The 24,479-nt window shown below is 59.5% G+C and carries 22 protein-coding genes; 16 read left to right on the top strand and 6 right to left on the bottom strand.

The genetic code is table 11. The features are described from left to right. Window positions 1-3: 3 nt before the first annotated feature. The 4 genes from GGE33_RS15940 to GGE33_RS27860 all read right to left on the bottom strand — a co-directional run bounded on the left by GGE33_RS15940 (window position 4) and on the right by GGE33_RS27860 (window position 4,231). Entirely contained in the window at window positions 4-1,068 is a 1,065-nt protein-coding gene (locus tag GGE33_RS15940; RefSeq protein ID WP_183824881.1) for a FecCD family ABC transporter permease, read from the bottom strand. Then, the gene (locus GGE33_RS15935) at window positions 1,065-2,066 is read right to left on the bottom strand and encodes a FecCD family ABC transporter permease (protein WP_183824876.1); all 1,002 of its coding nucleotides are present in this window, start codon (window positions 2,064-2,066) and stop codon (window positions 1,065-1,067) included. The genes GGE33_RS15940 and GGE33_RS15935 overlap by 4 nt, the downstream gene beginning before the upstream one ends. Before the next feature lie 43 nt (window positions 2,067-2,109). Further along, entirely contained in the window at window positions 2,110-3,060 is a 951-nt protein-coding gene (gene fepB, locus GGE33_RS15930; RefSeq protein ID WP_183824872.1) for a Fe2+-enterobactin ABC transporter substrate-binding protein, read from the bottom strand. Between the two features lie 145 nt (window positions 3,061-3,205). Further along, complete coding sequence (locus tag GGE33_RS27860; RefSeq protein ID WP_183685343.1) at window positions 3,206-4,231, bottom strand: helix-turn-helix domain-containing protein; 1,026 nt, start codon at window positions 4,229-4,231, stop codon at window positions 3,206-3,208. Window positions 4,232-4,406: 175 nt separating this feature from the next. Here GGE33_RS27860 and GGE33_RS15920 point away from each other — a divergent pair, with 175 nt between their 5' ends. Further along, complete coding sequence (locus GGE33_RS15920) at window positions 4,407-6,593, top strand: TonB-dependent siderophore receptor (protein ID WP_183824869.1); 2,187 nt, start codon at window positions 4,407-4,409, stop codon at window positions 6,591-6,593. Between the two features lie 72 nt (window positions 6,594-6,665). Here the strand turns inward: GGE33_RS15920 and GGE33_RS15915 are convergent, their stop codons facing one another. Beyond that, on the bottom strand, window positions 6,666-7,514 hold the full coding sequence (locus tag GGE33_RS15915) for an alpha/beta hydrolase (RefSeq protein WP_246436212.1): 849 nt from the start codon (window positions 7,512-7,514) through the stop codon (window positions 6,666-6,668). 407 nt (window positions 7,515-7,921) lie between these two features. On the opposite strand from GGE33_RS15915, the gene GGE33_RS15910 reads away from it, so the two are divergent. The 12 genes from GGE33_RS15910 (at window position 7,922) to GGE33_RS15855 (ending at window position 19,845) form a co-directional block, all read left to right on the top strand. Beyond that, window positions 7,922-8,617, top strand: coding sequence for a GntR family transcriptional regulator (locus GGE33_RS15910; RefSeq protein WP_183824862.1), 696 nt, complete (start codon window positions 7,922-7,924; stop codon window positions 8,615-8,617). A gap of 187 nt (window positions 8,618-8,804) precedes the next feature. Further along, complete coding sequence (locus GGE33_RS15905) at window positions 8,805-9,713, top strand: transporter substrate-binding domain-containing protein (protein ID WP_183824859.1); 909 nt, start codon at window positions 8,805-8,807, stop codon at window positions 9,711-9,713. An 82-nt stretch (window positions 9,714-9,795) separates the two neighbouring features. Further along, window positions 9,796-10,542 (top strand): amino acid ABC transporter permease, encoded by a 747-nt coding sequence (locus GGE33_RS15900; RefSeq protein ID WP_148144696.1) that lies wholly within the window; start codon window positions 9,796-9,798, stop codon window positions 10,540-10,542. Window position 10,543: 1 nt separating this feature from the next. Beyond that, window positions 10,544-11,236, top strand: a complete 693-nt coding sequence (locus tag GGE33_RS15895) for an amino acid ABC transporter permease (RefSeq protein ID WP_183824856.1) — start codon at window positions 10,544-10,546, stop codon at window positions 11,234-11,236. A gap of 15 nt (window positions 11,237-11,251) precedes the next feature. After that, window positions 11,252-11,980 (top strand): amino acid ABC transporter ATP-binding protein, encoded by a 729-nt coding sequence (locus GGE33_RS15890; protein WP_148144763.1) that lies wholly within the window; start codon window positions 11,252-11,254, stop codon window positions 11,978-11,980. Between the two features lie 11 nt (window positions 11,981-11,991). Next, window positions 11,992-13,161 carry a PLP-dependent transferase gene (locus GGE33_RS15885; RefSeq protein WP_210303686.1) on the top strand — a complete coding sequence of 390 codons (1,170 nt, stop codon included), beginning with the start codon at window positions 11,992-11,994 and terminating at the stop codon, window positions 13,159-13,161. 665 nt (window positions 13,162-13,826) lie between these two features. Then, on the top strand, window positions 13,827-14,546 hold the full coding sequence (locus GGE33_RS15880) for an SDR family NAD(P)-dependent oxidoreductase (protein WP_148144765.1): 720 nt from the start codon (window positions 13,827-13,829) through the stop codon (window positions 14,544-14,546). A gap of 116 nt (window positions 14,547-14,662) precedes the next feature. Next, window positions 14,663-15,715 (top strand): ABC transporter substrate-binding protein, encoded by a 1,053-nt coding sequence (locus GGE33_RS15875; protein ID WP_148144698.1) that lies wholly within the window; start codon window positions 14,663-14,665, stop codon window positions 15,713-15,715. Window positions 15,716-15,854: 139 nt separating this feature from the next. Next, the gene (locus GGE33_RS15870; protein ID WP_148144699.1) at window positions 15,855-16,937 is read left to right on the top strand and encodes a polyamine ABC transporter ATP-binding protein; all 1,083 of its coding nucleotides are present in this window, start codon (window positions 15,855-15,857) and stop codon (window positions 16,935-16,937) included. Next, window positions 16,937-18,118 carry an ABC transporter permease gene (locus GGE33_RS15865; protein WP_148144700.1) on the top strand — a complete coding sequence of 394 codons (1,182 nt, stop codon included), beginning with the start codon at window positions 16,937-16,939 and terminating at the stop codon, window positions 18,116-18,118. The genes GGE33_RS15870 and GGE33_RS15865 overlap by 1 nt, the downstream gene beginning before the upstream one ends. After that, window positions 18,118-18,903: an ABC transporter permease gene (locus GGE33_RS15860; protein ID WP_148144701.1), complete on the top strand. Its 786-nt coding sequence runs from the start codon at window positions 18,118-18,120 to the stop codon at window positions 18,901-18,903. Before GGE33_RS15865 ends, GGE33_RS15860 begins: the two co-directional genes overlap by 1 nt. A 183-nt stretch (window positions 18,904-19,086) precedes the next feature. Further along, entirely contained in the window at window positions 19,087-19,845 is a 759-nt protein-coding gene (locus GGE33_RS15855) for a GntR family transcriptional regulator (protein WP_183824853.1), read from the top strand. Here GGE33_RS15855 and GGE33_RS15850 read toward each other — a convergent pair. Then, on the bottom strand, window positions 19,839-20,795 hold the full coding sequence (locus tag GGE33_RS15850) for a 2-hydroxyacid dehydrogenase (protein WP_183824850.1): 957 nt from the start codon (window positions 20,793-20,795) through the stop codon (window positions 19,839-19,841). The two genes, GGE33_RS15855 and GGE33_RS15850, sit on opposite strands and share 7 nt — an antisense overlap. A gap of 250 nt (window positions 20,796-21,045) precedes the next feature. Here GGE33_RS15850 and GGE33_RS15845 point away from each other — a divergent pair, with 250 nt between their 5' ends. The 3 genes from GGE33_RS15845 (at window position 21,046) to GGE33_RS15835 (ending at window position 24,473) form a co-directional block, all read left to right on the top strand. Further along, window positions 21,046-22,593, top strand: coding sequence for an ABC transporter substrate-binding protein (locus GGE33_RS15845; protein ID WP_183824847.1), 1,548 nt, complete (start codon window positions 21,046-21,048; stop codon window positions 22,591-22,593). Window positions 22,594-22,665: 72 nt separating this feature from the next. Further along, window positions 22,666-23,637 carry an ABC transporter permease gene (locus GGE33_RS15840; RefSeq protein WP_183824844.1) on the top strand — a complete coding sequence of 324 codons (972 nt, stop codon included), beginning with the start codon at window positions 22,666-22,668 and terminating at the stop codon, window positions 23,635-23,637. Then, a complete protein-coding gene (locus GGE33_RS15835) occupies window positions 23,634-24,473 on the top strand; it encodes an ABC transporter permease (RefSeq protein WP_183824841.1) in 840 nt (279 codons plus the stop codon). The genes GGE33_RS15840 and GGE33_RS15835 overlap by 4 nt, the downstream gene beginning before the upstream one ends. The last annotated feature ends 6 nt before the right edge of the window (window positions 24,474-24,479 follow it).

The raw sequence follows: 24,479 nt of genomic DNA, 5'->3' as shown, positions 1-24,479 counted from the left end.
CCGTCAGCGCTGTTTTGATCGCGTGAGCAGCCACAGAAGATAGAGTCCGCCGACAAGGCCGGTCGTCCGCCCGATGGGCAGGACAATATCTGCGGCAATGTACTGGGTCACAAGATCGGCGATGACCAGAAGGAAAGCCCCCATGGCTGCGGCGCTCACGACCGGCATTCCGCGCGAGGCGGTCAAACGTGCCGCAAGCTGCGGTGCCGCCAGCGCCAGAAAGGCGATCGGTCCCGCCGCGCCGGTTGCAACGCCGGCGAGAAGAACGGCGCAGGCGATCATGGCGAACCGCGTTCGCTCGACATTGACGCCCAGTTGCCGGGCCAGATCGTCGCCCATCTCGATCATCCGCAGCCGTGTCGCGGCAAGGCCGACCAGCGGAATGAGCAGAAGCGCGCCGCCGATCACGGTCGATGCGTGATCCCAGTTGCGGGCATCGAGCGAACCGGCAAGCCAGAGATTGGCGGCGATTGCGTTGTCGAGGTCGCCCTTCACTAGCATCAGGCCGTTAAGGGCATTGAGCGTCGCACCGGCACCGATCCCGATCAGGACCAGACGATAACCTCCTGTCATCCCCTGCCGGAATGACAGGAGGTAAACGAAGGTTGCCGTCACCAGTCCGCCGAGCATGGCCGACAGCGCCACGGCAAGCGGGCCTCCACCGAAAATGACGATCTGTAGCAGCGCGCCTGTCGCGGCCCCGGTGGTGAAGCCGATCACATCCGGCGAGCCGAGCGCATTGCGGGACACGGACTGGAATACGGCACCCGAGACGCCGAGCGATGCGCCGGCAAAGATCGCGACGAGCAGGCGCGGCAGGCGCAGGTTGATGATGACCTGTTGCCGCATGCCACCCTCTCCATATCCGAGAAGCGTTGACACGACCTCCATGAAGGGAACCGAGACACGCCCGAGCGTGATGGCAAAAAGTGCGGCGAGGAGTGTGAGGACCATCAGGCAGAGCGTGATCGCGATCGGGCGGATGGCGACGGCAAAGGACATACGCCGGCTGCGCCAGACAAGCCGGCGAGCCGTGCCGGTGGAACTGGAGGCGGATGCGCGGCTCATAGTTTCGATATCCGGTGGCGGCGAACGAGCGCGATGAAGAACGGTCCGCCCATCAGTGCCACCATGATGCCGACACCGACTTCTCCGGGTGGTGCGATGATCCGCCCGAGCGCATCGGCGCTGACTGTCAGGAGGGCGGCGATGGTCATCGCATAGGGCAGCAGCCAGCGGTGACCGGGGCCGGTGATCAACCGGGCGATATGCGGCGCAGTGAGGCCGATGAAGCCGATCGGACCTGCTGCCGCCGTCGCGGCACCGGAAAGAATGATCACGGCAAGCGCCGAAAGGCTCCAGATATGTAATGGATTGTCGCCGAGCGCCTTGGCGAGATCCGCACCGAGGGCTGCCGTGTCCAAGGCCCTGGTCAGGGTGAGTGCGATCAGGATGCCGACCGAAGAGAGGGCGAGAGCAGGCACAAGAACCGCATAACCGCGGCCCTGAAGCGAGCCGACGGACCAGTTGCGAAACTGGTCGAAGACCTGTTCATCGCTGTTGACCAGAACGATCTGGGTCAGCGACAAAAGAACGACGGAAAGTGCTGCGCCAGCGAGGACAACCCGCACCGGATCGCCGTTTTGCCCGAGATTGCCGAGCAGATAGACGGCCGCTCCGGCAAAGGCGGCCCCAGCGATGCCGAAGCCCATATAGGCCGTCACATCGGTTATGCCCAACACGACAATCGCGCCCGTGACGGCCATTGCCGCCCCGGCATTGATGCCGAGAATGCCCGGATCGGACAAGGGATTGCGGGTCAGCGCCTGCATGATCGTGCCGGCCGCCCCAAGTGCTGCGCCAACCACGACGGCAAGCAGCGTGCGGGGAATACGCAGCAGCCGAACCAGAAGATGATCGCTGTCGGCGGGATCGAAATGGGTGATCGCGTTCCAGGTGGTGGCAAACGGGATGGGCCGAGCGCCGGCGACGATGCCGAATAAGACCGCGGCGAGAAGCAGCACGAAGAGCGCGCAGAGCCCCGCCGTCAGGCGGCGATCGCGCATATGAGTCGGCGTTCCTGTGCTGTTCGGGCAGCTTCGCAAGACCTCAGTTTCCGAACCTGGAGACGATGCCGTCGACGATTTCCTTGCCGCTGTAATAGTCGATACGGAAGGAATGGATGCCAAGCCCGAAGACCTGGCCGTTCTTCACCGAGGGCAGGTTGGCAAGCACGGGGTCGTTGCGGAAAGCTGCCGCCTTGCTGTCATCCACGCGCAGGAGGAATGTTGTTTCGGCCTTCAGATCCACCAGCCGCTCGTAATCCGCCCAGACGAAATCGTCGCGGCTTGCCGCCTGCGTGTGCCATGCCGGGTCCGGAGCCTCGATGTCGAAGCCGAGGGCTGACAGAAGGGATGCATGCGGACCGCCCGGTCGCCCGATCGGGTTGCTCTGGCCTGCTCCGTTGAAGCTGATGATATTGGCCTTGCCGGCCGGGATCTCGATCCTGGCTCTGGCTGCCGCAACATAGGCGTCGAAATCGGCGATCGATGCGGCGGCCTCTTCCTCCAGCCCCGTCGCGCGGCCCAGTTCGGTTGCAAGTTCCTGCCAGGAAAGGGCGCCGTCATCGACGAGAATGGTCGGCGCGACCTGCCGGAAGGCGGCAAGCTGGTCCCTGGTCGAGCCTGCGCCGCTTGCCGTCACAATGATGAGATCGGGTTCGGTGGCATAGACAGCTTCCAGATCGACCTTGCCGGCCGGCCAGGCATTGTCGACGTTTTTCTCCTTGGCGACCTTTTCCCACTGGGCGAAGAACTGACCGTTGGCGGCCGAGCCGCTCGCGACAACCGGAGCCTTGATCGCCAGAAGCGTGCCCGTCAGCGTCACCGAGGTCGAGAGAATGCGCTTCGGCTTGGCGGGTATTTCCGTCTGGCTGCCATCAATATTGGTAAAGCTGCGCGGCCACGTCTCGGTGGCGGAGGCCTGCGACCAGAATAGCAGCGAAGCAATCGCCGCTGTGGCGATTCGCATCGCGAATCGGCTGGTTGTCGCAATCCTCATGGCTGCATTCTCCGCTGACGGCGTGGGAAGGGCAGGGGCCGTACCGTCCGCTCGCAGCCCGTGCGGGCGGCAGCATTAGCATCGCTGACCGGCACTCGCTACCAAAACATGAGCGCATCGCGCAGGATTGTTCGGGCTGCGTCGTTCAGCCCTCGGCCTGTCCCGTTTGCCGCCGCAGTGACGAAGGCGGATAGCCGAAGTGCTTGCGAAAAGCGGTGGTGAAGTTCGACAGATGCACGTAACCCGCCTCGTAGGCGATATCGGAAATGCTGCGATTGCTGAAGAGAAGCGCCTGGCGCGCCTCGGTCAGCCAGCGATTGCGGATGAACTCGTTGAGCGAGCAATGATGCGCCTTGCGCACCAGCCGCTGCAACGTCGCCTGGCTGGCGCCGAGTTCGTTCGCCATCTCGGTAACGGCCAGTTCCTGGGCTGAATGACGGTCGATATACTGCACAAGCGCATAAATACGCTGCTGTTCGGCTGCCGTCAGGTTCGTCGGCGGCATGACCGCATCGGGATTGGAGCCGAAGGCGGCCGTCAGCGCCTCATAGACGATGGCGAGCGTATGGCTTTCCAGAAGCACGGCCGAAAACGGCGGCTTGCGGGCGGCGATATCGAACATCTGCCGGGCCAGGAATTCCACCTTGCGATTGGGCTGCCATTGCCAGAAGCCGGGATCTCCGCCCAGAAGCGCCTGGAATGTGTCTGGAGACTCGCTCGTCTCTGAAAAGCGCTGCAGCCATTCGCGCGACATGCCGATGACCATCTTGTCGAGATACTGGCCCTTGCGCGCCCGCCGCCGCAGACGCGCGCCGTTTTCGTGGGAAACGATGATTGCGGATGATTGCCAGCGTCCCTGCGCCGTGCGTTGCGGCATGGGCATCGGCACCCCGTTCAGCGAGGCCTCGACGAAACCTTCGAGGAAGATCTTTATGCAGACCTGAGCGTCGAGCGCCACTTCCATCTCGAGATCGTCGACCTGCATGCGGCGGCCGAAATTGACGTGGATGCCATCCATCCGCACCTGGCCCACAAGGCCGCACGCGACAACCGCATCGCCTTGATCGCCGCCATCGAGCACGCGCACGCCGTTCTTGCGCAATTCGCGCCGCGTCAGGACGGGGTTGGGATTGGCGAGCACGGGCGGAAGGGGATCGACGGCACTGTTCACACAGGTCTCCTGCATAAGTTTATGCGTGATTAACGAAAGCGGAGGTTTGCAAGACCACGTATAGGAATACATGAAATATGCACTCAAGAATAGCCGCGACGGGGACGTCCGGCACTGTTTGCCGTGTGGGGCGCGACAATCGTGCGGAATGAACTGGTTGCCCAGGGGTATGGGAATGAACGGAAATAAGACAATCGCACAGCGGCAGGCAATCGTGCGGATGACGCAGATTCTGCTGGCGACGACCGTGCTGACGGGCCTTGCGACTGCGGCGCAGGCGCAGGACGGCAGCGACAATCAGGAAAGCAGCACGGAACTGGCGCCGATCGTGCTAGAAGGTGCGACCTACGAGACCGAAGGCACGAACAGCTATACGACGAAGGAAATCAGCGTCGGCGACAAGGACACGCGCACCCTGCGCGAAGTGCCGCAGTCGACCACCGTGATGACGCGCGAACGTCTCGACGACGGCAATTTTTCTTCGCTCGATACCGTCATGCGCAAGACGCCGGGCGTCGTGGTGCTGACCAATGACGATGGTCGCTCCAGCCTTTATTCGCGCGGCTTCGAATATGACACGCTTTACATGAACGGCCTTTCGACGCCGGTCTCTTCGATCTACGGCACCCAGCCGGACATGGTTGTGGTCGACCATATCGAAATCCTGCGCGGGCCTTCCGGTCTTTTCGGCGGGGCAGGTGAGCCGGCCGGCGCCGTCAACATGCGCCTCAAGCAGGCTTCCGATCAGTACAAGGCCAGCATCAACACGATCATGAGCTCGTGGGACGGCAAGCGTATCGAAGGTGACGTGACCGGACCGCTGACCAAGTCCGGCCGGGTGCGCGGCCGCCTTGTCGGCGCGCTCTCGACCAAGGACAGCTTCATCGATACCGTCGACAACAAGGTCGGCGTCATCTACGGCACGATCCAGGCGGACATCACGGACAACACGACAGCAACGCTGAGCATCAATCACACCCGCCGCGACATCACGCCGTTCAACGGCCTGCCGACATTTGCAGACGGGACGCTGATCGATCTACCGCGTTCGACCTATACCGGTGCGGACTGGAACAATTTCGAAAACAACGTCACGCAGTATATCGCCGAACTCGAGCACCGTTTCGATGAGGGTGGCCATGCGAAGATTTCGGCGCTCTATTCGCATGTGGACGTCAATTTCCTTTATGCTTACGCGGCAAGTGCCGCATCGCCAACCGGCAATGTATCCGCGACTGCTGGAGGCATTACTGGCGGAACGCGCTGGCTGGCGCGCGACTATCAGCAGGATTCGTTTTCGCTAGATGCCCACATCAGCAAGCCCTTCGAATTTTTTGGCCTTGAAAACAATATAATCGCTGGCGCCGACTATCGTGGTTCGGATGACAGCCTGCGGACGGCAACCGGCCTGATCGCGGGGACGCAGAATATCTACGATTGGAGTTCCAACGTCGCAAAGCCGACCGTCAATTTCGGTAGCCCTGCCGAAACGGAGACCGATCAATATGGTATCTATGGCCAGTGGCGCATCAAGCCGATCGACAAGCTGACATTGATCGGGGGTGGCCGCTTCAGCTGGTACGATGCTCAGTCCGGAGCCAGTGAGGTCAAGGTCAACGGCGAATTCACTCCCTATGCCGGCATCATTTACGACCTGACAGACCGCTTGTCGGCATATGCCAGCTATACGGAAATCTTCCAACCGCAGTCTTCTCTTGAATACACGACGAAAGACATTCTCGATCCGCGTACGGGTGAGCAATACGAGATCGGGTTAAAGGCTGAATTGACTGAAGATCTCAATGCTTCACTGGCATGGTTCGATCTGACTGACAAGAATCGCGCGGTTTCAGATACGGATCCGGCCCATAGCGGTTACTATCTTGCTGCAGGTGAAGCGCATATGCGAGGCATTGAGTTCGAGATCAATGGGGAAATCCTGCCCAACTGGGAAGCAATGGCCGGTTACACCTATACAAATACTCAGTTCAAAAACACGACGCGCGCTGCAGGCTCCGAGTTTTACACCCCGGAGCATATGGTTCAGCTCTTTACCAAATACACGTTTGACGGCTCAGGCACCTGGACCGACGGCATCTTCGTTGGCGGTGGCGTGAAATTGTTCTCCTCGTTCCAGAACATTTCACGCACGGCTGCAGGCGGAGCCACCACAATCGAAGCCCCGGGTTACGGTGTGGTCGATTTACAGGCAGGTTACAAGTTCAACGAAAATCTGACGGCGAGCCTGTCAGTCAACAACGTGTTCGACAAGAAATATTACGAACGGGTAGGTGGCACTTCGGTGTTCAATTTCTACGGCGAGCCGCGCAACGTTGTCTTCAAGCTCAACGCGACTTTCTGATCAGGAGATTGCAAATCTCAAAAAGACGGCCCGAAACCAATGTTCCGGGCCGTTTTCGTTTTGCGGTCGATCTCAGTCGGCCGAATCCGCCTCGGTGAAGGCCATTGCCTGCGCGCGCCGGACACCATGCAGCAGCATGTCGAAATGGTCGTGATCGGCAGCGACGATCAGATCGACCTTCATGGTCGGGTTGGCGCGGGCGATCAGGCCGGCAGCTTCCGTGATATTGTCGACCATGGCCCGGCGCGACAGGTGGTCCTGCCGTCCGGCCGGCAGAGCGTGCGTTGCATATTGCTCGTCCTTGCCGACTGTGATCACAAGCCGTTCGGCCGCTCTCGTCGACGCATCCTCGCGCATGCGGCGCATCATCAACGCGTCGCTGAACCAGAGTGACGGGCTTGCGGCCCAATATCGCTGGAAATGGCCGGGACAGTGCAGCAGTGTGTGGACGGTAAAGAGCCCGCCATAGGAGAAGCCGAAGAGGGTGTTGCGGGTCGGGTCCAGCGGATAGAGCGCGGCAAGCGCGGGACGCAGTTCTTCGACGAGGAAATACAGGAAATCCCTGGCGCCCCCGAAGACACTGGAGACGATGTCGCCGGTCTCCTGATCCGGCTGCGGTGTGTAGTTTCTGGATCGTGCGGGCGCATCGAACGGTGTGCCGCCGGGAAAGCCGATTGCAACGGTCAGACCCGTGCCCAGATCTGCCGGTGTTGATGCCGGGGGGAAAAGCCCGCCTGCAGGCTTGCTAAAGACGAGTGGGAAGCTCGCGTCCCCGTCCAGCATCCACAAAACCGGATAGCCTGCCTGTGGAGGTGGCCCCAAGGGCGCGCGGACTAGGATTCGGTAGATTTCACCGGTGCGTTGAGAGTGGATTTCGAATGTTTGTGATCCAGGCAGATTAACCGGCTGCCATTCACTCATGCCTTGCATAATAGAGGTCATTTTCGTCCGATGGCGTTATGCTGAGCCGCTTGGCAGAACACAGCTTGGCTCGACGAGATTCTAAGGAAAATCTATCAGAGATCAGTAGTTTATGGTACCTCTCTATTTGCGTTGAAGCGCGTCGCTTCGGCAAGGTTTTTGCAAAGAAACAGGCATGGGTTCGACATCGGCGCCTTATGTATACTTTTACTCCCGGCAGCGCGCCTGTTGTCCCGGATGCAATGCGCCTGAGGCTTGGGATCCGTAGATCCTGTTAGCGGCGGTCTAGCCTTCTGGCCCGATTTGATTGCAGCAACAATCATCAGTGCGGATATTCTGTGGGTTATCGGATGACAATTCACTCGGTTGAGACTAGCTGTCGCTTACGAACGTGATGGGAGCCGAGCTTGATCTCTGGGACCACAGGCGTGCGACGCACGCTACATAGCGAAATTGTCGACGCTATCCGCGAGATGATCGTCGATGGACATCTGGAACCGGGTCAGAAGATCCCGGAAAAAGAACTGTGTGACAGGTTCGATATCTCTCGCACCCCACTCAGAGAGGCTCTGAAGGCGCTTGCCGCCGAAGGCATGCTCGAGCTTCTACCGCAGAGAGGTGCCCGGGTCGCGATCCTCGATGAAGAAGAAGTGGCCGAGCTGTTCCCGATCATTGCAGCCATGGAGGCGCTTGCCGGCGAACTCGCCTGTGACAGAATCACCGATCCGCAGGTCGAAGAAATCCGGCAGATGCATGAGCGTATGCTGTCCGCATTCAACCAATCCGACCGGCTGGAATATGCCATGCTCAATCGTGCCATTCACATGGCAATCTTCGATGCCGCAGGCAATGCGGCGCTGACTGCGCTTTATCGCAACATGGAACTCAAGATCCGCAACATCCGCCACACGATGCGCCAGCTTCCCGATGACTGGAAGCAGGCGCTCGATGACCATAATGAGATGCTTTTTGCACTCGGTGTTCGTGACAAGGTACGTCTTTCAGCGATCATGAAACAGCACGTGTTGAACACGGCAGAGGCTGTTCGTCATTCGATGGACGATCTCAACGGGCCAAGATTCGCTGCGGAGAGTGGCTCTTAAAGAGGCGATCGCAGGTCAATATTGAAGCATATATTCATTTCTCGCCGAAGCTTTGGGCAGAAAAATAAATTCATAATTCATTATTCTGTTTTTGGTTGACGAGCGAAGTGGCTTCCCCAAGCATGGGTCTAATAACAGGCCTGTTCACCTGCCAATCGGCGGGGGATCAACAAACCGGGGAACTTTCATGACGATCAAACTGCTCGCAGCGCCGCTGATGACGCTGATGCTTGCCACATTGCCTGCGCATGCCGCCGAAGAGAGCGCCACTCTCGCCAAGATCGCCGAGCGCGGCGAGATAACGGTCGGTCACCGGGATGGCGCTGTGCCCTTTTCCTATTATGACGATCAGCAGAAGCCGATCGGTTACGCGATGGACATCTGCGCACGCGTCGTCGATGCGGTAAAGGCCAAGCTCGGCAAGCCGGATCTGAAGGTCAGCTATATGCCGGTCACGGGCACAACCCGCATCCCGCTTCTGGTCAATGGCACGATCGACATGGAATGCGGTACGACAACCAACAATGTCGAACGCCAGAAACAGGTGACTTTCTCTACCACCAATTTCGTTGCCGGCATTCGCATCCTGTCGAAAAAGAGTGCGCCTGTCGCCTCCATGGCAGACGCCAAGGGCAAGACGGTCGTGACACTTTCCGGCACAACGAGCGTGAAGCTGATCAACGCGGCAAACACGGCCGAAAACCTTGGCCTCACAATCCTCTCGGCCAAGGATCTTGCCGAAGGTATGCTGACGCTGGAGACCGATCGCGCTGTGGCGCTGATCTTCGATGACGTCTCTATCGCCGGCGCTGCTGCTACGTCCAAGGCGCCGCAGGATTATCAGATGTCGTCTGATCCGCTGTCGGTTGAACCCTACGGTATCATGTTGCGTCGCGATGACGACGGCTTCAAGTCTCTGGTCAACGGGACGATCGAAGGCCTCTACAAGGGCGGTGAGATCAACGGCATCTATGAGAAGTGGTTCACCCAGCCCATTCCGCCGAAGGGCATCAACATGAACTTCCCGATGTCAGCCCAGTTGAAGAAGGTCATCGCTAATCCGACCGACGATCCGAACCCGGATCTCTATCGCTGATATTTTTTACCCTCCCGGTCGCAGCGTCGGCCCAGAGCCGGAACTGCGGCCGGGAGGATCTGCTATTCGACGGACACCCCCCATGAATTATCACTGGAATTGGTGGATCTTCTTCGAGCCTTCGCTCGATGGTACCAACACGTATCTTACGACCCTTTTCTGGGGGCTCGGCTGGACGGCGGCAACCGCAGTCGTCGGGTTTACCATCGCGCTCGTTCTTGGCTCCGTCGTCGGCGTGGCGCGTACTGCGCCAATCGGCTGGGTGCAGACGTCGGGCATGGTGTTCGTCGAGGTCTTCCGCAACATCCCGCTGCTGGTGCAGATGTTCCTCTGGTACTTCGTGCTGCCGGAAGTGTTGCCACGGGATGCGGGAATGTGGCTGAAACAGTTTCCCAACGCCCAATTCTACACGGCCGCAGTCTGCCTTGGTTTCTACCATGCTGCCCGTATGGCCGAAGTGGTGCGCGCCGGCCTGCTTAGCCTTTCCAGGGGGCAAAAGATGGCCGGACAGGCACTTGGCCTGACCTTGCCGCAAACCTATCGTTACGTTCTTCTGCCTGTCGCCTATCGCATCGTCGTGCCGGCTATCACATCGGAATTTCTGAGCTGCACCAAAAACACCTCGGTCGGCATTGCGATCGGTCTGGTGGAACTCACCGGTACCGCCCGCGCCATGCAGGAGAACACATTCCAGGTCTTCGAGGCTTTCGCAGCTGCAACGGTTCTATATCTGGCGCTCAACATGGTCATCGTTTTTGCCATGCGTTCTGTCGAGAAAGCGGCAGTCATTCCGGGGCTCGGCAATCGTATCGCTGGACGGGGGCGCTGAGATGCTGTCCGGTTTCGATTTTCAAACCATCGTCCACGCGCTTCCTTATCTGTTCCTGACGGGTATGTCGTTCACGCTGACGCTGACGCTTTGCGCCACGATCGGCGGCATGATTTTCGGTACTCTGCTTGCGGTCATGCGACTTTCCGACAACCGCATATTGTCAGCCATCGCCGGCGGCTACGTGAACCTGCTGCGATCGCTGCCGCTCGTGCTTGTCATTTTCTGGTTCTATTTCCTTGTGCCGTTCCTGGCGCAGTGGCTGACAGGTTCGTCCAGCCCGGTCAGGATCGATCCATTCTGGTCGTCCGTGATCACCTTCACCCTGTTTGAGGCCTGCTATTTCTGCGAAATCGTGCGCTCGGGCATTCAGTCGCTGCCGCGGGGACAAACGCTTGCCGCCAGCGCGCTCGGCATGACCGACCGGCAGGCGCTCTTCTACGTCATCCTGCCGCAAGCGCTCAGAAACATGCTGCCGCTGATCCTGACGCAGACCATCATCCTCTTCCAGGACACATCGCTCGTCTACGTTCTCTCGATCACCGATTTCCTCGGTGCCGCCGCCAAGATCGCACAGCGCGATGGCCGGCTGCTCGAAATGTATGTGTTCGCGGCAGTCGTCTATTTCATCATTTCCCTCATCGCGTCGCAGGCAGTCAGACGATTGCAGAAGCGTGTCGCGATCATTCGCTAGGGGCACTTCATGAGCATGATTACACTTCGAGACATCAGCAAGACCTACGGAGATTTCCAGGTCCTGTCGCATTGCTCGACATGGGTTTCCAAGGGTGAGGTCGTGGTTGTCTGTGGTCCGTCGGGCTCGGGCAAGTCGACGCTGATCAAGACGATCAACGGGCTGGAGCCTATCGATAGTGGCGATATCATCGTCGACGGTACAACTGTCTCGGCGCCGACGACAAATCTCCCGCTTCTGCGGTCTAGGGTGGGGATGGTGTTCCAGCATTTCGAGCTTTTCCCGCATCTCAATATCCGTGAGAACCTGGCGCTTGCTCAGGTGAAGGTTCTGAAGCGATCGAAGGATGCTGCAATGGAGAAGGGCATGGCTCTGCTTGATCGCGTCGGTCTTGCCGCCCATGCGGAGAAATTTCCGGGTCAACTTTCCGGCGGCCAGCAGCAGCGTGTCGCCATCGCGCGGGCGCTTGCCATGGATCCCATCGCGATGCTGTTCGACGAGCCGACATCGGCACTCGATCCCGAGATGATCAACGAAGTGCTGGACGTGATGGTAGAACTTGCCCGTGACGGCATGACGATGATGGTCGTCACCCACGAGATGGGTTTTGCCCGCAAAGTGGCGAACCGCGTGATCTTCATGGATCGCGGCGAGATCGTCGAGGATGCCGATAAGGACGACTTCTTCGGCAAACCGCGCAGCGAAAGGGCACAGCAGTTCCTCTCCAAGATTCTCGTACACTGACTGGCTTGAAAATGGATATCGACGTCTGGAACGAAAACGATCTACTGCAGGCGGCTGCGGAGAGAAGTTGGGTGTTGTCGCGTGAGCGCATCGTGCTTTATGCCGGCGCAAACCTTCCGAGCGAGGCAGCACAAAAGGCCTATTCCGCAGGTCTGAGCGCCTATCCTGCCATGGGGCCGAGTTTCGACAAGGAGCAGCCGGAGACCGATCTCGTTTCGCGATTGGAAGTGGCTGTTCGATCTGAAATTTGTGCGCTGTTTTCAGCCGAATGGGCGGAGCCACGGCTGCCAAGCTGCACGATCGCCAACATGGCGGTCTTCCATGCGTTCACAAAGCCGGGCGATCTTCTGCTTGCACCGTCCGCCGATCACGGCGGACACTTGAGCCAGCGTCGCGGTGGTACGCCTGATCTTGCCGGATTAGAAATCGAGGATCTGCCCTTCGATATGGAGAAATGCCGGCTTGACGCCGCTGCCGCTGCCGCTGCGATCCGCAAATCTGCGCCTGCCATGGTCATGCTCGGTCGATCGGTGATGATCAAGCCGGATGAGCTTGCGCCGGTGGTTACTGCTGCCAAGGAGGTGGGAGCAAAGACTGTCTTCGATGCCTCGCATGTCTCGGGATTGATCGCGGGTGGAGCTTTTCCAAATCCGCTTTCACTTGGTGTCGATGTGATGACAAGCTCGACCTACAAGACGATTGCCGGTCGGCCGCATAGTATCATCGCAGGTCGTATTCGAGGCGATGGCGAAAAGCTCGCGGCCCTCATCGATCAGAAATTCCTCGCCAATTTTGATGCCGGCAAGCTACCCTCGTTCCTCTTGACGCTCCAGGAGACGCGCGCTGGCGCGAAAGCATATGCTGCGAGGGTTTGCCATAATTCGCAGGTTCTTGCGAATGCGTTACGCGAACTCGGCATAGAGGTTATCGCTCCGTCAGAAGGCGAGCAGTTCACCCATCAAATTCTTTTGCCGCTCGCAGATCATCTCAATCCGCCGCAGGTGATGCAAGGTTTGGAAAAGCTTGGGATTCTGGTTGGTACGTGCAAAAATCCAATCTTGCCTGGCCGGCATGCGCTTAGGGTCGGCACGCAGTTCATAACGGCGCAAGGTTGCGATAACGACTATCTTCATATGGTGGCCGAGAAGCTGGCCAAAGCTCTGGTCCATCTGTGTCTCTGAATTTCGGCAGGTCTGGTTGGGCTCGTGGCATCTTTTGGAGGCGCACCTCGACTTTGGGCCATCGCGCGCCGGAATTACCTAGGCAAAGCTAAAGTTGGCGGGTCGTGAGCATGCGTTCCGTATGGTGCTGGATCACGAAGCTGAACTTCCGTGTCTGTAGCGCTCGCAATGTTGGGCAATTAAGGTGTGAAGGCTTTGATGTTGCCTCTCTATGGTCGCCAGGCTTATGAGGTTGATGTGCTTGCAAGATATCATACGCACTAGCCCATCGCGCGACATTGGCACAGCAGACGGTCCTTGGTCCATTGGACCGGGTGACACCTCATTAGGGCTCCGGCACCGAACAGGTTATGGGCTTCGTCTAATTGCCTTCGTTATCGATGTTGCCACCCTTCGCATCGTGGAGTGATGAGTGAGCCGGAGGGCACATGCGATTTTTTTCGCGATGTTCTGCGGCCGATCCTTCATGATCGACGTTGCACTAGTTGGTCGTCTCATGCCTCACTATTCCGATAGAGGCCTGATCGCCATTAAAGATTGCCTTGCGTCGTTCGAAGGTATGAAAACCGCTTGCAAACGATTAATCCGTCGCTAACATACCGATATATCGGGTAACGGGTCCGATGCAGGACCCAGGGAGTTTTTGATTGACGACCACCCCCTACATGCTTCTGACCGGCGCCAGCCGCGGCATTGGTCACGCGACGGTCAAGCTGTTCATGGAGCATGGCTGGCGGATCCTGACGGTTTCGCGCCAGCCCTTTTCCGAGGAATGCCGCTGGCCGTCTGCCCGCGAAAGCCACATCCAGGCCGATCTCGCAGACCTATCGACGATCGATGCGCTTGCCGCGACAGTGCGTGAACGGTTGCCTGACGGGAAGCTCGCAGCGCTGGTAAACAATGCCGGGATTTCGCCCAAGGGACCGGGCGGCAGCCGCCTCGGTGTCGCGGAAACAGATGCAGAGACCTGGATGAAGGTCATGAACGTCAACCTCGTCTCTACGGCGCTTCTGGCGCGGGCGTTGTTGCCGGAACTAGAGGCCGCACAGGGATCGATCGTCAACGTTACCTCTATTGCCGGCTCCCGCGTGCACCCGTTTGCCGGTGTCGCCTATGCTGCGTCGAAGGCCGGGCTTGCTGCACTGACCCGCGAACTGGCGCATGAATTCGGTCCGCGTGGCATTCGCGCCAATGCGATTGCGCCGGGCGAGATCGCGACCTCGATCCTGTCGCCAGGCACCGACGAACTGGTCAAGGCCGAAGTGCCGCTTGGTCGGCTCGGCACGACCATCGAAGTTGCCAAGACCATCTATTTTCTCTGCACCGAACAATCGTCCTACATCAACGGTGCGGAAATCCACATCAACGGCGGACAACATGTCTGACCCTGTCATCTAAGGATAGACGCAGGCCAACTGCGCACCCTGCTGGAGGAAACGAAAGGATCCGTATCAACGTCCAAGGCCCAGGATAACAGTCCGGGCCCAATCAGGGGAACGAAATGAAAAATCTCTTCAAGACCGCAGCCTTCGGCATGTTCGCGCTTGCTTCCACGGCATTTATAGCGGGGCAGGCAAATGCACGCGACCTGACGATTGTCGGCTGGGGTGGCGTGGCGCAGGCGGCGCAGAGCGACGTCTATTTCAAGCCGTTCTCGCAAAAGTCCGGCAAACCATTCCTGGAAGAAAGCTGGGACGGCGGTTACGGCGTTTTGCAGGCCAAGATGAAGGCCGGCGCTCCGAACTGGGACGTCGTGCAGGTCGAGGCCGAAGAGCTGGCGCTTGGTTGCGCCGATGGTCTTTACGAAAAGCTCGACTGGGACAAGATCGGCGTCAAGGACGAGTTCCTGCCGGAAGCCGTCAACGAGTGCGGTGCAGGCGTCTATTACTGGTCGCTGGCGATGGGATATGACGGCGACAAGCTCAAGGACGGCCCGAAAAACTGGGTCGATTTCTGGGATACGAAGAAGTTCCCGGGCAAGCGTTCGCTGCGCAAGGGCGCCAAATACAATCTCGAATTCGCGCTTCTGGCCGATGGCGTGAAGCCGGCGGAACTTTATGACGTCCTGTCGACCGATGAAGGCGTCAACCGCGCCTTCAAGAAGCTCGACGAGCTGAAGCCGAATATCGTCTGGTGGGAAGCCGGTGCGCAGCCGGTGCAGTATCTCGCATCCGGCGAAGTTTCCATCGCCGCGGTCTATAACGGCCGCGTCACCGGCATCAACAAGGCGGAAGGCAAGAATTTCAAGCTGGTCTGGCCGGAAAGCATGTATGCGATCGACAGCTGGGTGATCCTCAAGGGCGCCGAGAACAAGGATGCGGCGCTGGATTTCATCGCATTCGCGAGCCAGGCTGAAAATCAGGCCAAGCTGCCGCTGAAGGTGGATTACGGCATGCCGAACAAGAAGGCTGCTGCGACCATTCCGCCCGAAATCGACGCCAACCTGCCGACCAACCCGGAAAACCTGAAAGAGGCGATCCCGCTCAATGTCGATTTCTGGATCGACAATTCCGAAGCGCTGACGGCACGCTTCAACGCCTGGCTGGCGCAGTAATCAAGCCATTTCCCGATGATCGGGAGGCCGCAGACATGCGGCCTCCCTCTTTAGCCGACATAAAACGGATGGATACGGCCCGCCAGATGAGCGCGACCGATCGGCTAACCGTATCCAGCGACTGAAAAAGGGGAATGGCGTGGCCGAATTCCGCATACGCTTCGATGGCGTCAGCAAATATTACGGACAGCAATGCGTAGTCGACAAGTTGAGGCTGGATATCGAGAAGGGCGAGTTCGTCAGTCTTCTCGGGCCATCGGGATCGGGCAAGACGACGCTTCTGATGATGCTGGCCGGCTTCGAGACTGCAACTGAAGGCCAGATCCTCGTCGACGGCTACAGGGTCAATGACGTACCGTCGCACAAGCGCGACATGGGTGTCGTGTTTCAGAACTACGCGCTCTTTCCGCATATGACCGTCGGCGCCAATGTCGCCTTTCCGCTGCAGATGCGGGGGATTTCCAGGGCTGAAATCGCGAACCGTGTAAAGACGGCACTCGACATGGTGCAGCTCGGTGCATTGTCGGAACGCAAGCCGTCGCAGCTTTCCGGTGGCCAGCAGCAGCGCGTGGCGCTTGCCCGTGCGCTCGTCTTCGAGCCGCGCGTGGTGCTGATGGACGAGCCGCTCGGTGCACTCGACAAGAACCTGCGCGAACAGATGCAGCTCGATATCCGCGCGCTGCATCAGCGGCTCGGGCTGACGATCGTGTTCGTCACCCATGATCAGGGCGAGGCGCTGACGATGTCCGACCGGATTGCCGTGTTCAACAAGGGCAAGATCGAGCAGATCGGCACGCCGCGTCAGGTCTATGACGAGCCGGCGACACGTTTCGTGGCTGAATTCATCGGCGAGACGAACCTGATCGACGGCACGGTGGAGACGGTTGAGCCGGCATCCGCCGTGATCCGCCTGAACGGCGGTGATGTGGTGCGTGTCGCCGGCTCCGGTGGTTTGGCGGCAGGGCAGGGTGTCTCGGTGTCGCTTCGACCGGAACGGCTTTCGCTGACGGACGGCCTGAGCAACAATGCAGGCCTGCCGGACAATGCCATTTCCGCGATCGTGACGGACTGTGTCTATCAGGGTGACCATCTGCGTGTGCAGCTCGCTGGTCCCGCGGACGCATCTTATGTCGTGCGCCTCGACCGCAGGTCGCCGGAGCCGCAGCGCGGCGCTCAGGTCACGGCGTTTTTCAGCCCCGAGGATTGCAAGGTGATTGCATGATGAGCGGCAAGAGCTTTCTGCAGAAAAGCGGGCCGTTTCTTCTGGTCGCTCCGCTTTTCCTGTTTATCTGCCTGTTCTTCATCTGGCCGCTCGGCTCCGTGCTGACGCAATCGGTTTCGGACAATGCGGTAGCGCGGCTCTTGCCGGAGACCGCCAAGGTCGCCTCCTCCTGGGATGGAGAAAGCGCCCCGGGCGAAGACCTGCAGGCGGCATTCGTGACCGATCTGCGCGCCGCAACCGACGAACAGGCCGTCGGTGACATGGTACGCCGCCTGAACAGCGCCCAATCCGGCTTCCGGACGCTGATGAGCAAGACGCTGAGGGCTGTGCAGGAGACGCCGGAAGGCTTGATCGACCTCGTCGCACTCGACAGGAAATGGAGCCAGCCGCAATATTGGAAGGCGATTACCGATGCGCTTTCGCCGACGACCGATCGCTATCTTCTCGCCGCCGTCGACCTGATGCGAAACGATGCCGGTGAAATCGTTTCACAGCCACCCGAGCAGACGATCAACGTGGCGATCTTCGGGCGGACATTCTGGATTTCCGCGACAGTCACAATCTTCTGCGTGCTGCTCGGTTATCCCTATGCGCTGCTGATCACGGTTGCGACCGGCTGGAAAAAGCAGGCACTGCTGGCAGCCGTGTTGTTGCCGCTCTGGACCTCGCTTCTGGTGCGCACTGCCGCATGGTTCATCCTGCTGCAGGAACAGGGGCTGATCAATTCGGCCCTGATGGATCTCAACATCATCGCCGGTCCGCTGGCGCTGATCTTCAACCGCACCGGGGTGATCATCGCGATGACGCATGTGTCTTTGCCGATGATGGTGCTGCCGATCTACAGCGTGCTCCTGACCATTCCGAAGAATCTGATGCCGGCGGCGGCCTCGCTCGGGGCGCATCCGCTCAGAGCCTTCGTTCGGGTGCTGCTGCCGCTCAGCTTTGGCGGCATTGCCGCCGGCTCGCTGCTCGTCTTCATGTCGGCGATCGGATATTACATCACGCCGGCGCTGATCGGCGGGGCGGGTGATCAGATGATCAGTTCCTTCATCGCCTTTCATGCCCAGAATTCCGGAAACTGGGGCATGGCGAGTGCGCTCGGCATCGTGCTGCTTGTCGTCACCATCATTCTTTATGCCGTCTATGACCGGCTCGCCACCCAGCGGGAAAGGAGCGCCTGATGCCGGCCAAAACACTGCAATGGCTCTTCGGAGCGCTGATGGCGGCATTCCTGATCGTTCCGCTTCTGGTCATGATGCCGCTTGCCTTCACTTCGAGCCTGCTTCTCGTCTATCCGATACCGTCATTCTCGTTTCGCTGGTTCGTCGAGCTGTTTACCCTGCCTGTCTGGCAAAGGGCGATCGTCAACAGCCTGATCATCGGTTTCGGAACCACGGCGCTGGCGACGGTGCTCGGCGTGCTGGCGGCACTCGGTCTGCGCCGGCGGTTGCCGATGATCGGCGGCGTGATCCGCACGCTGTTCATGCTGCCGATGGTGGTGCCAGCGGTGGTGCTCGGCATCGGCATGCAGATCCTCCTGGCGCGTATCGGGCTTGCCAATACGCATCTGGCGGTGATCATCGCGCATACGGTCGTGGCGGTGCCCTTCGTCATCGTCAGCGTTTCCGGATCGCTCGCAGGCATCGACAGGCGGGTGGAGCTTGCCGCGGCAAGTCTTGGTGCTTCGCCGCAAAGGGTATTCGGCAAGGTGACCCTGCCGCTTGCCATGCCCGGCATCCTCACCGGCGCGGTTCTGGCATTTGCGACGTCGCTGGACGAGGTGGTGCTGACGCTGTTCGTCGCCGGGCCGAACCAGAGAACGCTGGCGCGCCAGATGTTTTCCACCATTCGCGACAATATCAGCCCGGCGATCGCCGCCGCGGCCTTCCTGTTCATCTTCGGCACCCTGCTGCTTGCTGCCGTGGTGCTGATCGTCCGGCGGAAAAAGGAGGTGGCTGCGATCTAGCGCCGCAGCTACGTTTCGGAAGTTTCCCTGTAGCGCGTTCACGTGGATGCAGAACACCCGCGGGGCGGAGCTTTGCTTGCAAACCTGACGATATTCCTTGCAAACGGCGGAGAAGAGGCTAGGGAGAAGCCGCGATATATCGGTATGGCGCTGGCTGAAGACCTTCAGGGAAGGAGGACCGGGATGAACACACGTTTAAATCAGTCCGACTTCCTGCCCGGAAATGCGGTGGGTCAACCCAAGGCGCTGACGGCCTATAACTACATCCGCCATGCGATCATCACCATGAAGATGGAGCCGGGCGCGACGATCAGCGAGAAGGAAACCTGCGCCGAACTCGGCGTGTCGCGCACTCCGATGCGCGAGGCGGTGTTACGTCTTGCGCAGGAAGGGCTGGTCAATGTGGTGCCGAGCGGCGGCACTTTCGTCAACAGCATCTCCTTACGGGGCGTGATCGAGGGGCATCTCATCCGTTCCAGCCTGGAATTGCGGATGGTGCGGTTAGCCGCGCGTTCCCATGACGCCGTGCGGGACCGGGATTTCGACCTTCTGATGTTCCTGCAGGGGGATGCGGCCAAGCGTCAGGACTACGACCAGTCCTTTGCGGTCGACAATGACTTTCACCGGCTGATCTGCACGATGGCCGGTTTCCCGGATGTCTGGCAGACCATTCACAATGCGACAGGGCAGCTTGACCGGATAAGGCGCTTCGCCATCCCGCGGTCGGGTTATTTTGACGAGGTCGAGCAGGAGCACCGGGCGATTTACGAAGCGATCAGCGCCGGCGATGCCGATCGCGCCCATGATCTGATGCGGCGGCATCTCGACGATATCGCGGCAGTCGTCGAATATGTGTTTGCCGATCAGCCGGGCCTGATCGTGCAGGAACCCGGCTTCGATCTGTCGACGCTGGACGTGATGCTGGCGCCTGCGGCTCAATAACCGCTTTCACGACTGCCGGAATTGAGCGGCTCCTGTCCGGCCAGAACCCTCGTGGCATTCTCGAAAATCTGCGCGGCGACATCACGCGGATCGGGCATCGAGGCGATATGCGGCGTGGCGAAGATTTTGGGATGGGTCCATAACTGGCTTTCCTCGGGGAGGGGCTCCTTGAGGAAGACATCGAGAACTGCGCCACGCAGATGGCCTGTGTCGATCGCGGCCAGAAGATCGGCCTCCACCATGTGCTCGCCACGGCCCATGTTGATGATCGCGGCACCCTGCGGCAGGTGGGCGAAGAGGTCGGCATTCAATATGCCGCGGGTGGCGTCGGTAAGGGGAAGCAAGCAGATCAGCGCATCGCAACCGTTGAGAAAATCCGGCAGTTGCGCGTCGCCGCAATAGGTGGCGATCCCCGCCTCTTCCTTGGGCGAGCGCGCCCATCCGCGAACATTGTAGTTGAGGGCGCGCAGACTGCGCCCAACAGTGCGGCCGATTGCGCCGAAACCCAGTATGCCGACGGTATAATCCTGTGCCGCTTTCTGTCCGGGGCGCTCCCAGCGTTTGTGCGCGGCGTTTTGCAGGTGCCGGTCCATTTCCCGGTGAAACAGCAGCACGGACCAGATCGCATATTCCGCCATGCCAAGCGCATGCTGGCTGTCGACGACACGGCAGACGGGGACGGCGGGAAGCTTCGGATCGGCGAAGATATTGTCCAGGCCTGCGGCAATGCTGTGCACCATTTTCACGTTCGGCATATCGGCCAGAAGCCCGTGCGGCGGGTTCCACGCCACGGCGACATCGGCGTCCTTGAAACCGGGCTCGGGGTAGATACTCAGCCGCACATTCAGGCCTGAAGCCTCGAATGCGGTCTTCAGAAAGGTGAGATCGAGCGTGCTGCTGACCAGCGCGATGTGGGGGATTTTTGTGTCCGTCCGGCTTATCAATTCCATCTTTATCAGGACCTCATTGCTGCTGCTTGTCTGTCTTCAAAGCATATGGCGTCGCGATTTTCCGCAAGTTGATCATTTTTTGAGCGACCAGTTTTCGAGTTCAAGTTTTATGCAAAAAATCACCTGCCTTGCTTGACAGGTGCCAAAGGCCGGAGTCAAGATGATGTATCGATATATCGGTATATTGTAGTTCCGGTACGATCACGAAGTGACGTCTGCACGCAAACGAAAATCCATAAAGGGGAACTTCATGCGACGACTGATTTCTGCATCCCTAGCCATTTTCATGACGACGACAGCGGCTTTTGCCCAGGCTGTACCGGGCGGCAAGCTGAACCTCATTGTTCAGCCAGAGCCGCCAAGCATCATGATCGGCACAACCACCAACGGCCCGGCTCTGCTTGTCGGCGGCAATATCTACGAGAGCCTGCTGCGCTACGACGAGAACCTCAAGCCCGAGCCGTCGCTCGCCAAGTCGTGGACGGTCTCCGATGACGGCCTGACCTATACGTTCACGCTGCAGGATGGCGTGAAGTGGCATGACGGCAAGTCGATGACCTCGGCCGACGTACTGTTTTCCGCCAACGACTACCTGATGAAGATGCAGCCGCGTCATCGCAACCTGATGACCCATGTGGAAAGCGTCACGGCACCGGACGACAAGACCGTCGTGTTCAAGCTGAAGCAGCCTTTCGAGGCCTTCATCCGTGGCCTGGCGTTCTACACGATGCCGGTCCTGCCCAAGCATATCTATGAGGGCACCGACTACGCCACCAATCCGGCCAACGACAAGCCGATCGGCACCGGCCCGTTCAAGTTCGACGAATGGAAGCGCGGCAGCTATATCCATCTCGTCAAGAACCCCGACTATTACGTGAAGGGCAAGCCCTATCTCGACGAACTGTATTACCAGGTCATTCCGGACGGCGCGTCGCGGTCGGTCGCCTTCGAGACCGGCAATATCGATGTGGTGCCGGGCGGCTCAGTCGAGAATTTCGACATTCCGCGGCTCAAGGACCTGCCCAATACCTGCACGACAGAAAAGGGCTGGGAATATTTCGCACCGCTCTCCTGGCTGTGGCTCAACAACCGCAAAGCGCCGATGGACAATGTGAAGTTCCGTCAGGCGGTGATGTATGCGCTCGACCGCGAATTCGCCAAGGACGTTCTGTGGAACGGCTACGGCAAGGTTGCGACCGGGCCGTTGTCGTCAAAGCTCCCTTTCTACAAGGATGTCGAGCCGAAATACCCGCATGATGTCGACAAGGCCAAGAAACTGCTCAAGGAAGCCGGCTACGACGGCAAGCCGCTGAAGCTCCTGCCGCTTCCCTATGGCGAGACCTGGCAGCGTTGGGCCGAAGCAGTGAAGCAGAACCTCGAAGAGGTCGGTATTCCGATCGAAATCGAAGCAGCCGACGTTGCCGGCTGGAACCAGCGCACATCCAACTGGGAATACGACATCGCCTTCACCTACCTCTATCAGAATGGTGACCCGGCAATCGGCGTGGACCGCAACTACAAGACTTCGCAGATCGCCAAGGGCAACCCGTTTAACAATGTCGAGGGCTATTCCAATCCCGACCTCGACAAGCTGTTCGACGAGGCTGCAGTCGCCTATCCGGCGTCCAAGCGTCAGGAACTCTACGACCAGGCGCAGAAGAAGCTTCAGGAAGACGTTCCGGTCGCCTGGCTGCTCGAACTCGGTTTCCCGACGATCTACAACTGCAAGGTTCAGGATATCGTGACGACCGCCTCCGGCCTGCCGGAATCCATGCGCGACGCCTGGATCAAGAAGTAATCGACATTCAGGCGGAGATCCGTCTCCGCCTGGCTCATTCCTGACCTGAAAAATCTAGTCGGAGCCGTGCTCATGCTGAGATTCATCTCGGGGCGATTGCTGAAGGCAGTCGTGATCCTGATCTGTATCACCGTGCTCAATTTCTTCCTCATCCATGCCGCACCGGGCGATCCGGCAGCGGTCATGGCCGGCGAAGCAGGTGATGCCGATCCTGCCTTCCTGCAACAGCTCAGAGAACGCTTCGGCCTCGACAAACCGCTTTACATGCAGCTCTGGATCTACGTTTCCTCGGTGGTCCAGCTCGATCTCGGTTATTCCTACCGCCAGCAATTGCCGGTGCTGCAGCTGATCGGCGAGCGCCTGCCGGCGACACTGCTGCTTTCCCTTTCTGCCTTTGTGATCTCGCTCGGCCTCGGCGTTGCGGCCGGAGCCTTCGCGTCGGCTCGTCAGGGCAAATGGGCCGACACGATCATCTCACTGGTCGCGCTGATCTTCTACGCCACGCCGCTGTTCTGGCTGGCGCTGATGGGCGTGCTTTTATTCTCTGTCCAACTCGGCTGGCTGCCCGGCTTCGGTTACGAAACTGTTGGCGCGAACCATACCGGCTTTGCCCGGGCGCTTGATATCTTCCTGCACCTTATCCTGCCGGCTATGACGCTCGGGCTGTTCTTCATGGCCGTCTATGCCCGCATGACCCGCGCTTCGATGCTGGAGGTCGGCAGGCTCGATTTCGTCAAGACCGCCAAGGCCAAGGGCCTGCGTCCCGGCGTCATCCAGCGCCGCCATGTGCTGCGCAATGCGCTTCTGCCGGTCGTCACGCTTGCCGGCCTGCAGGCAGGGCAGCTCGTCGGCGGCGCGGTGCTGATCGAGACAGTATTCGCATGGCCGGGCATCGGCCGGCTGATGTTCGATGCCCTTTCGCAGCGCGACTACAATCTGCTGCTCGGCGTCTTTGTCGTCTCCGCCGCGATGGTCCTGCTCTTCAACCTCATCACCGACGTGCTTTACCGCCTCGTCGATCCGCGCATCAAGGTGACGTCATGAAGGATTTCTGGAAACGTTTTTCGCAGAACCGAGGCGCCGTCGTCGGCCTGGTCATCCTGCTTCTGGTCGTCGTTCTTTCGATCGTCGCTCCTTTCATCTACACCAAGTCGCCCTGGGCGATGGTGCAGCGGCCGTTCATTCCGCCCTTCACCATGGATGCTTTCGTGCTCGGCACCGATCCGATGGGACGCGACCTTGCGGCGGGTCTCGCCCACGGCGCACGGGTGTCGCTTCTGGTTGGTCTCGTTTCGACGGTCGTTTCGCTGCTGATCGGCATTCCGATCGGTGCCATAGCCGGTTACTTCGGCGGCTGGGTCGATGATCTGCTGATGCGGTTTACCGAATTCTTCCAGAGCGTGCCGAGCTTCGCGCTGGCGGTGGTGCTGGTGGCGATCTTCCAGCCGAGCATTTATTCGATCGTCATATCGATTGCCGTGGTCTCGTGGCCGCCGGTTGCCCGGCTTCTGCGTGGCGAGGTAATGTCGCTCCGGTCGCGTGAATTCGTCGAGGCCGCCGTGCTTTCCGGCCAGATGCATTCGACGATCATCTGGCGGCAGATCTTGCCGAACACGCTCTCGCCAATCATCGTCTTGGCCTCGATGATGGTTGCGGCGGCGATCCTGATCGAAAGCTCGCTGTCTTTCCTGGGGCTAGGCGACCGCAATATCATGTCCTGGGGCTATATCATCGGCGCGGGCCGCACGGTGATCCGTCAGGCCTGGTGGGTCAGCTTCTTTCCCGGCCTTGCAATCCTTCTGACCGTGCTGGCACTCAATCTTGTCGGCGAAGGGCTGAACGACGCCCTCAACCCGCGCCTTGCGCGCAAGGGGAGGTAACCATGG

Source organism: Aliirhizobium cellulosilyticum, assembly GCF_014198105.1.
GTDB lineage: Bacteria > Pseudomonadota > Alphaproteobacteria > Rhizobiales > Rhizobiaceae > Neorhizobium > Neorhizobium cellulosilyticum.
Note: the sequence above shows the minus strand (reverse complement) of the source record. Positions and strands in the feature narration are given on the sequence as shown.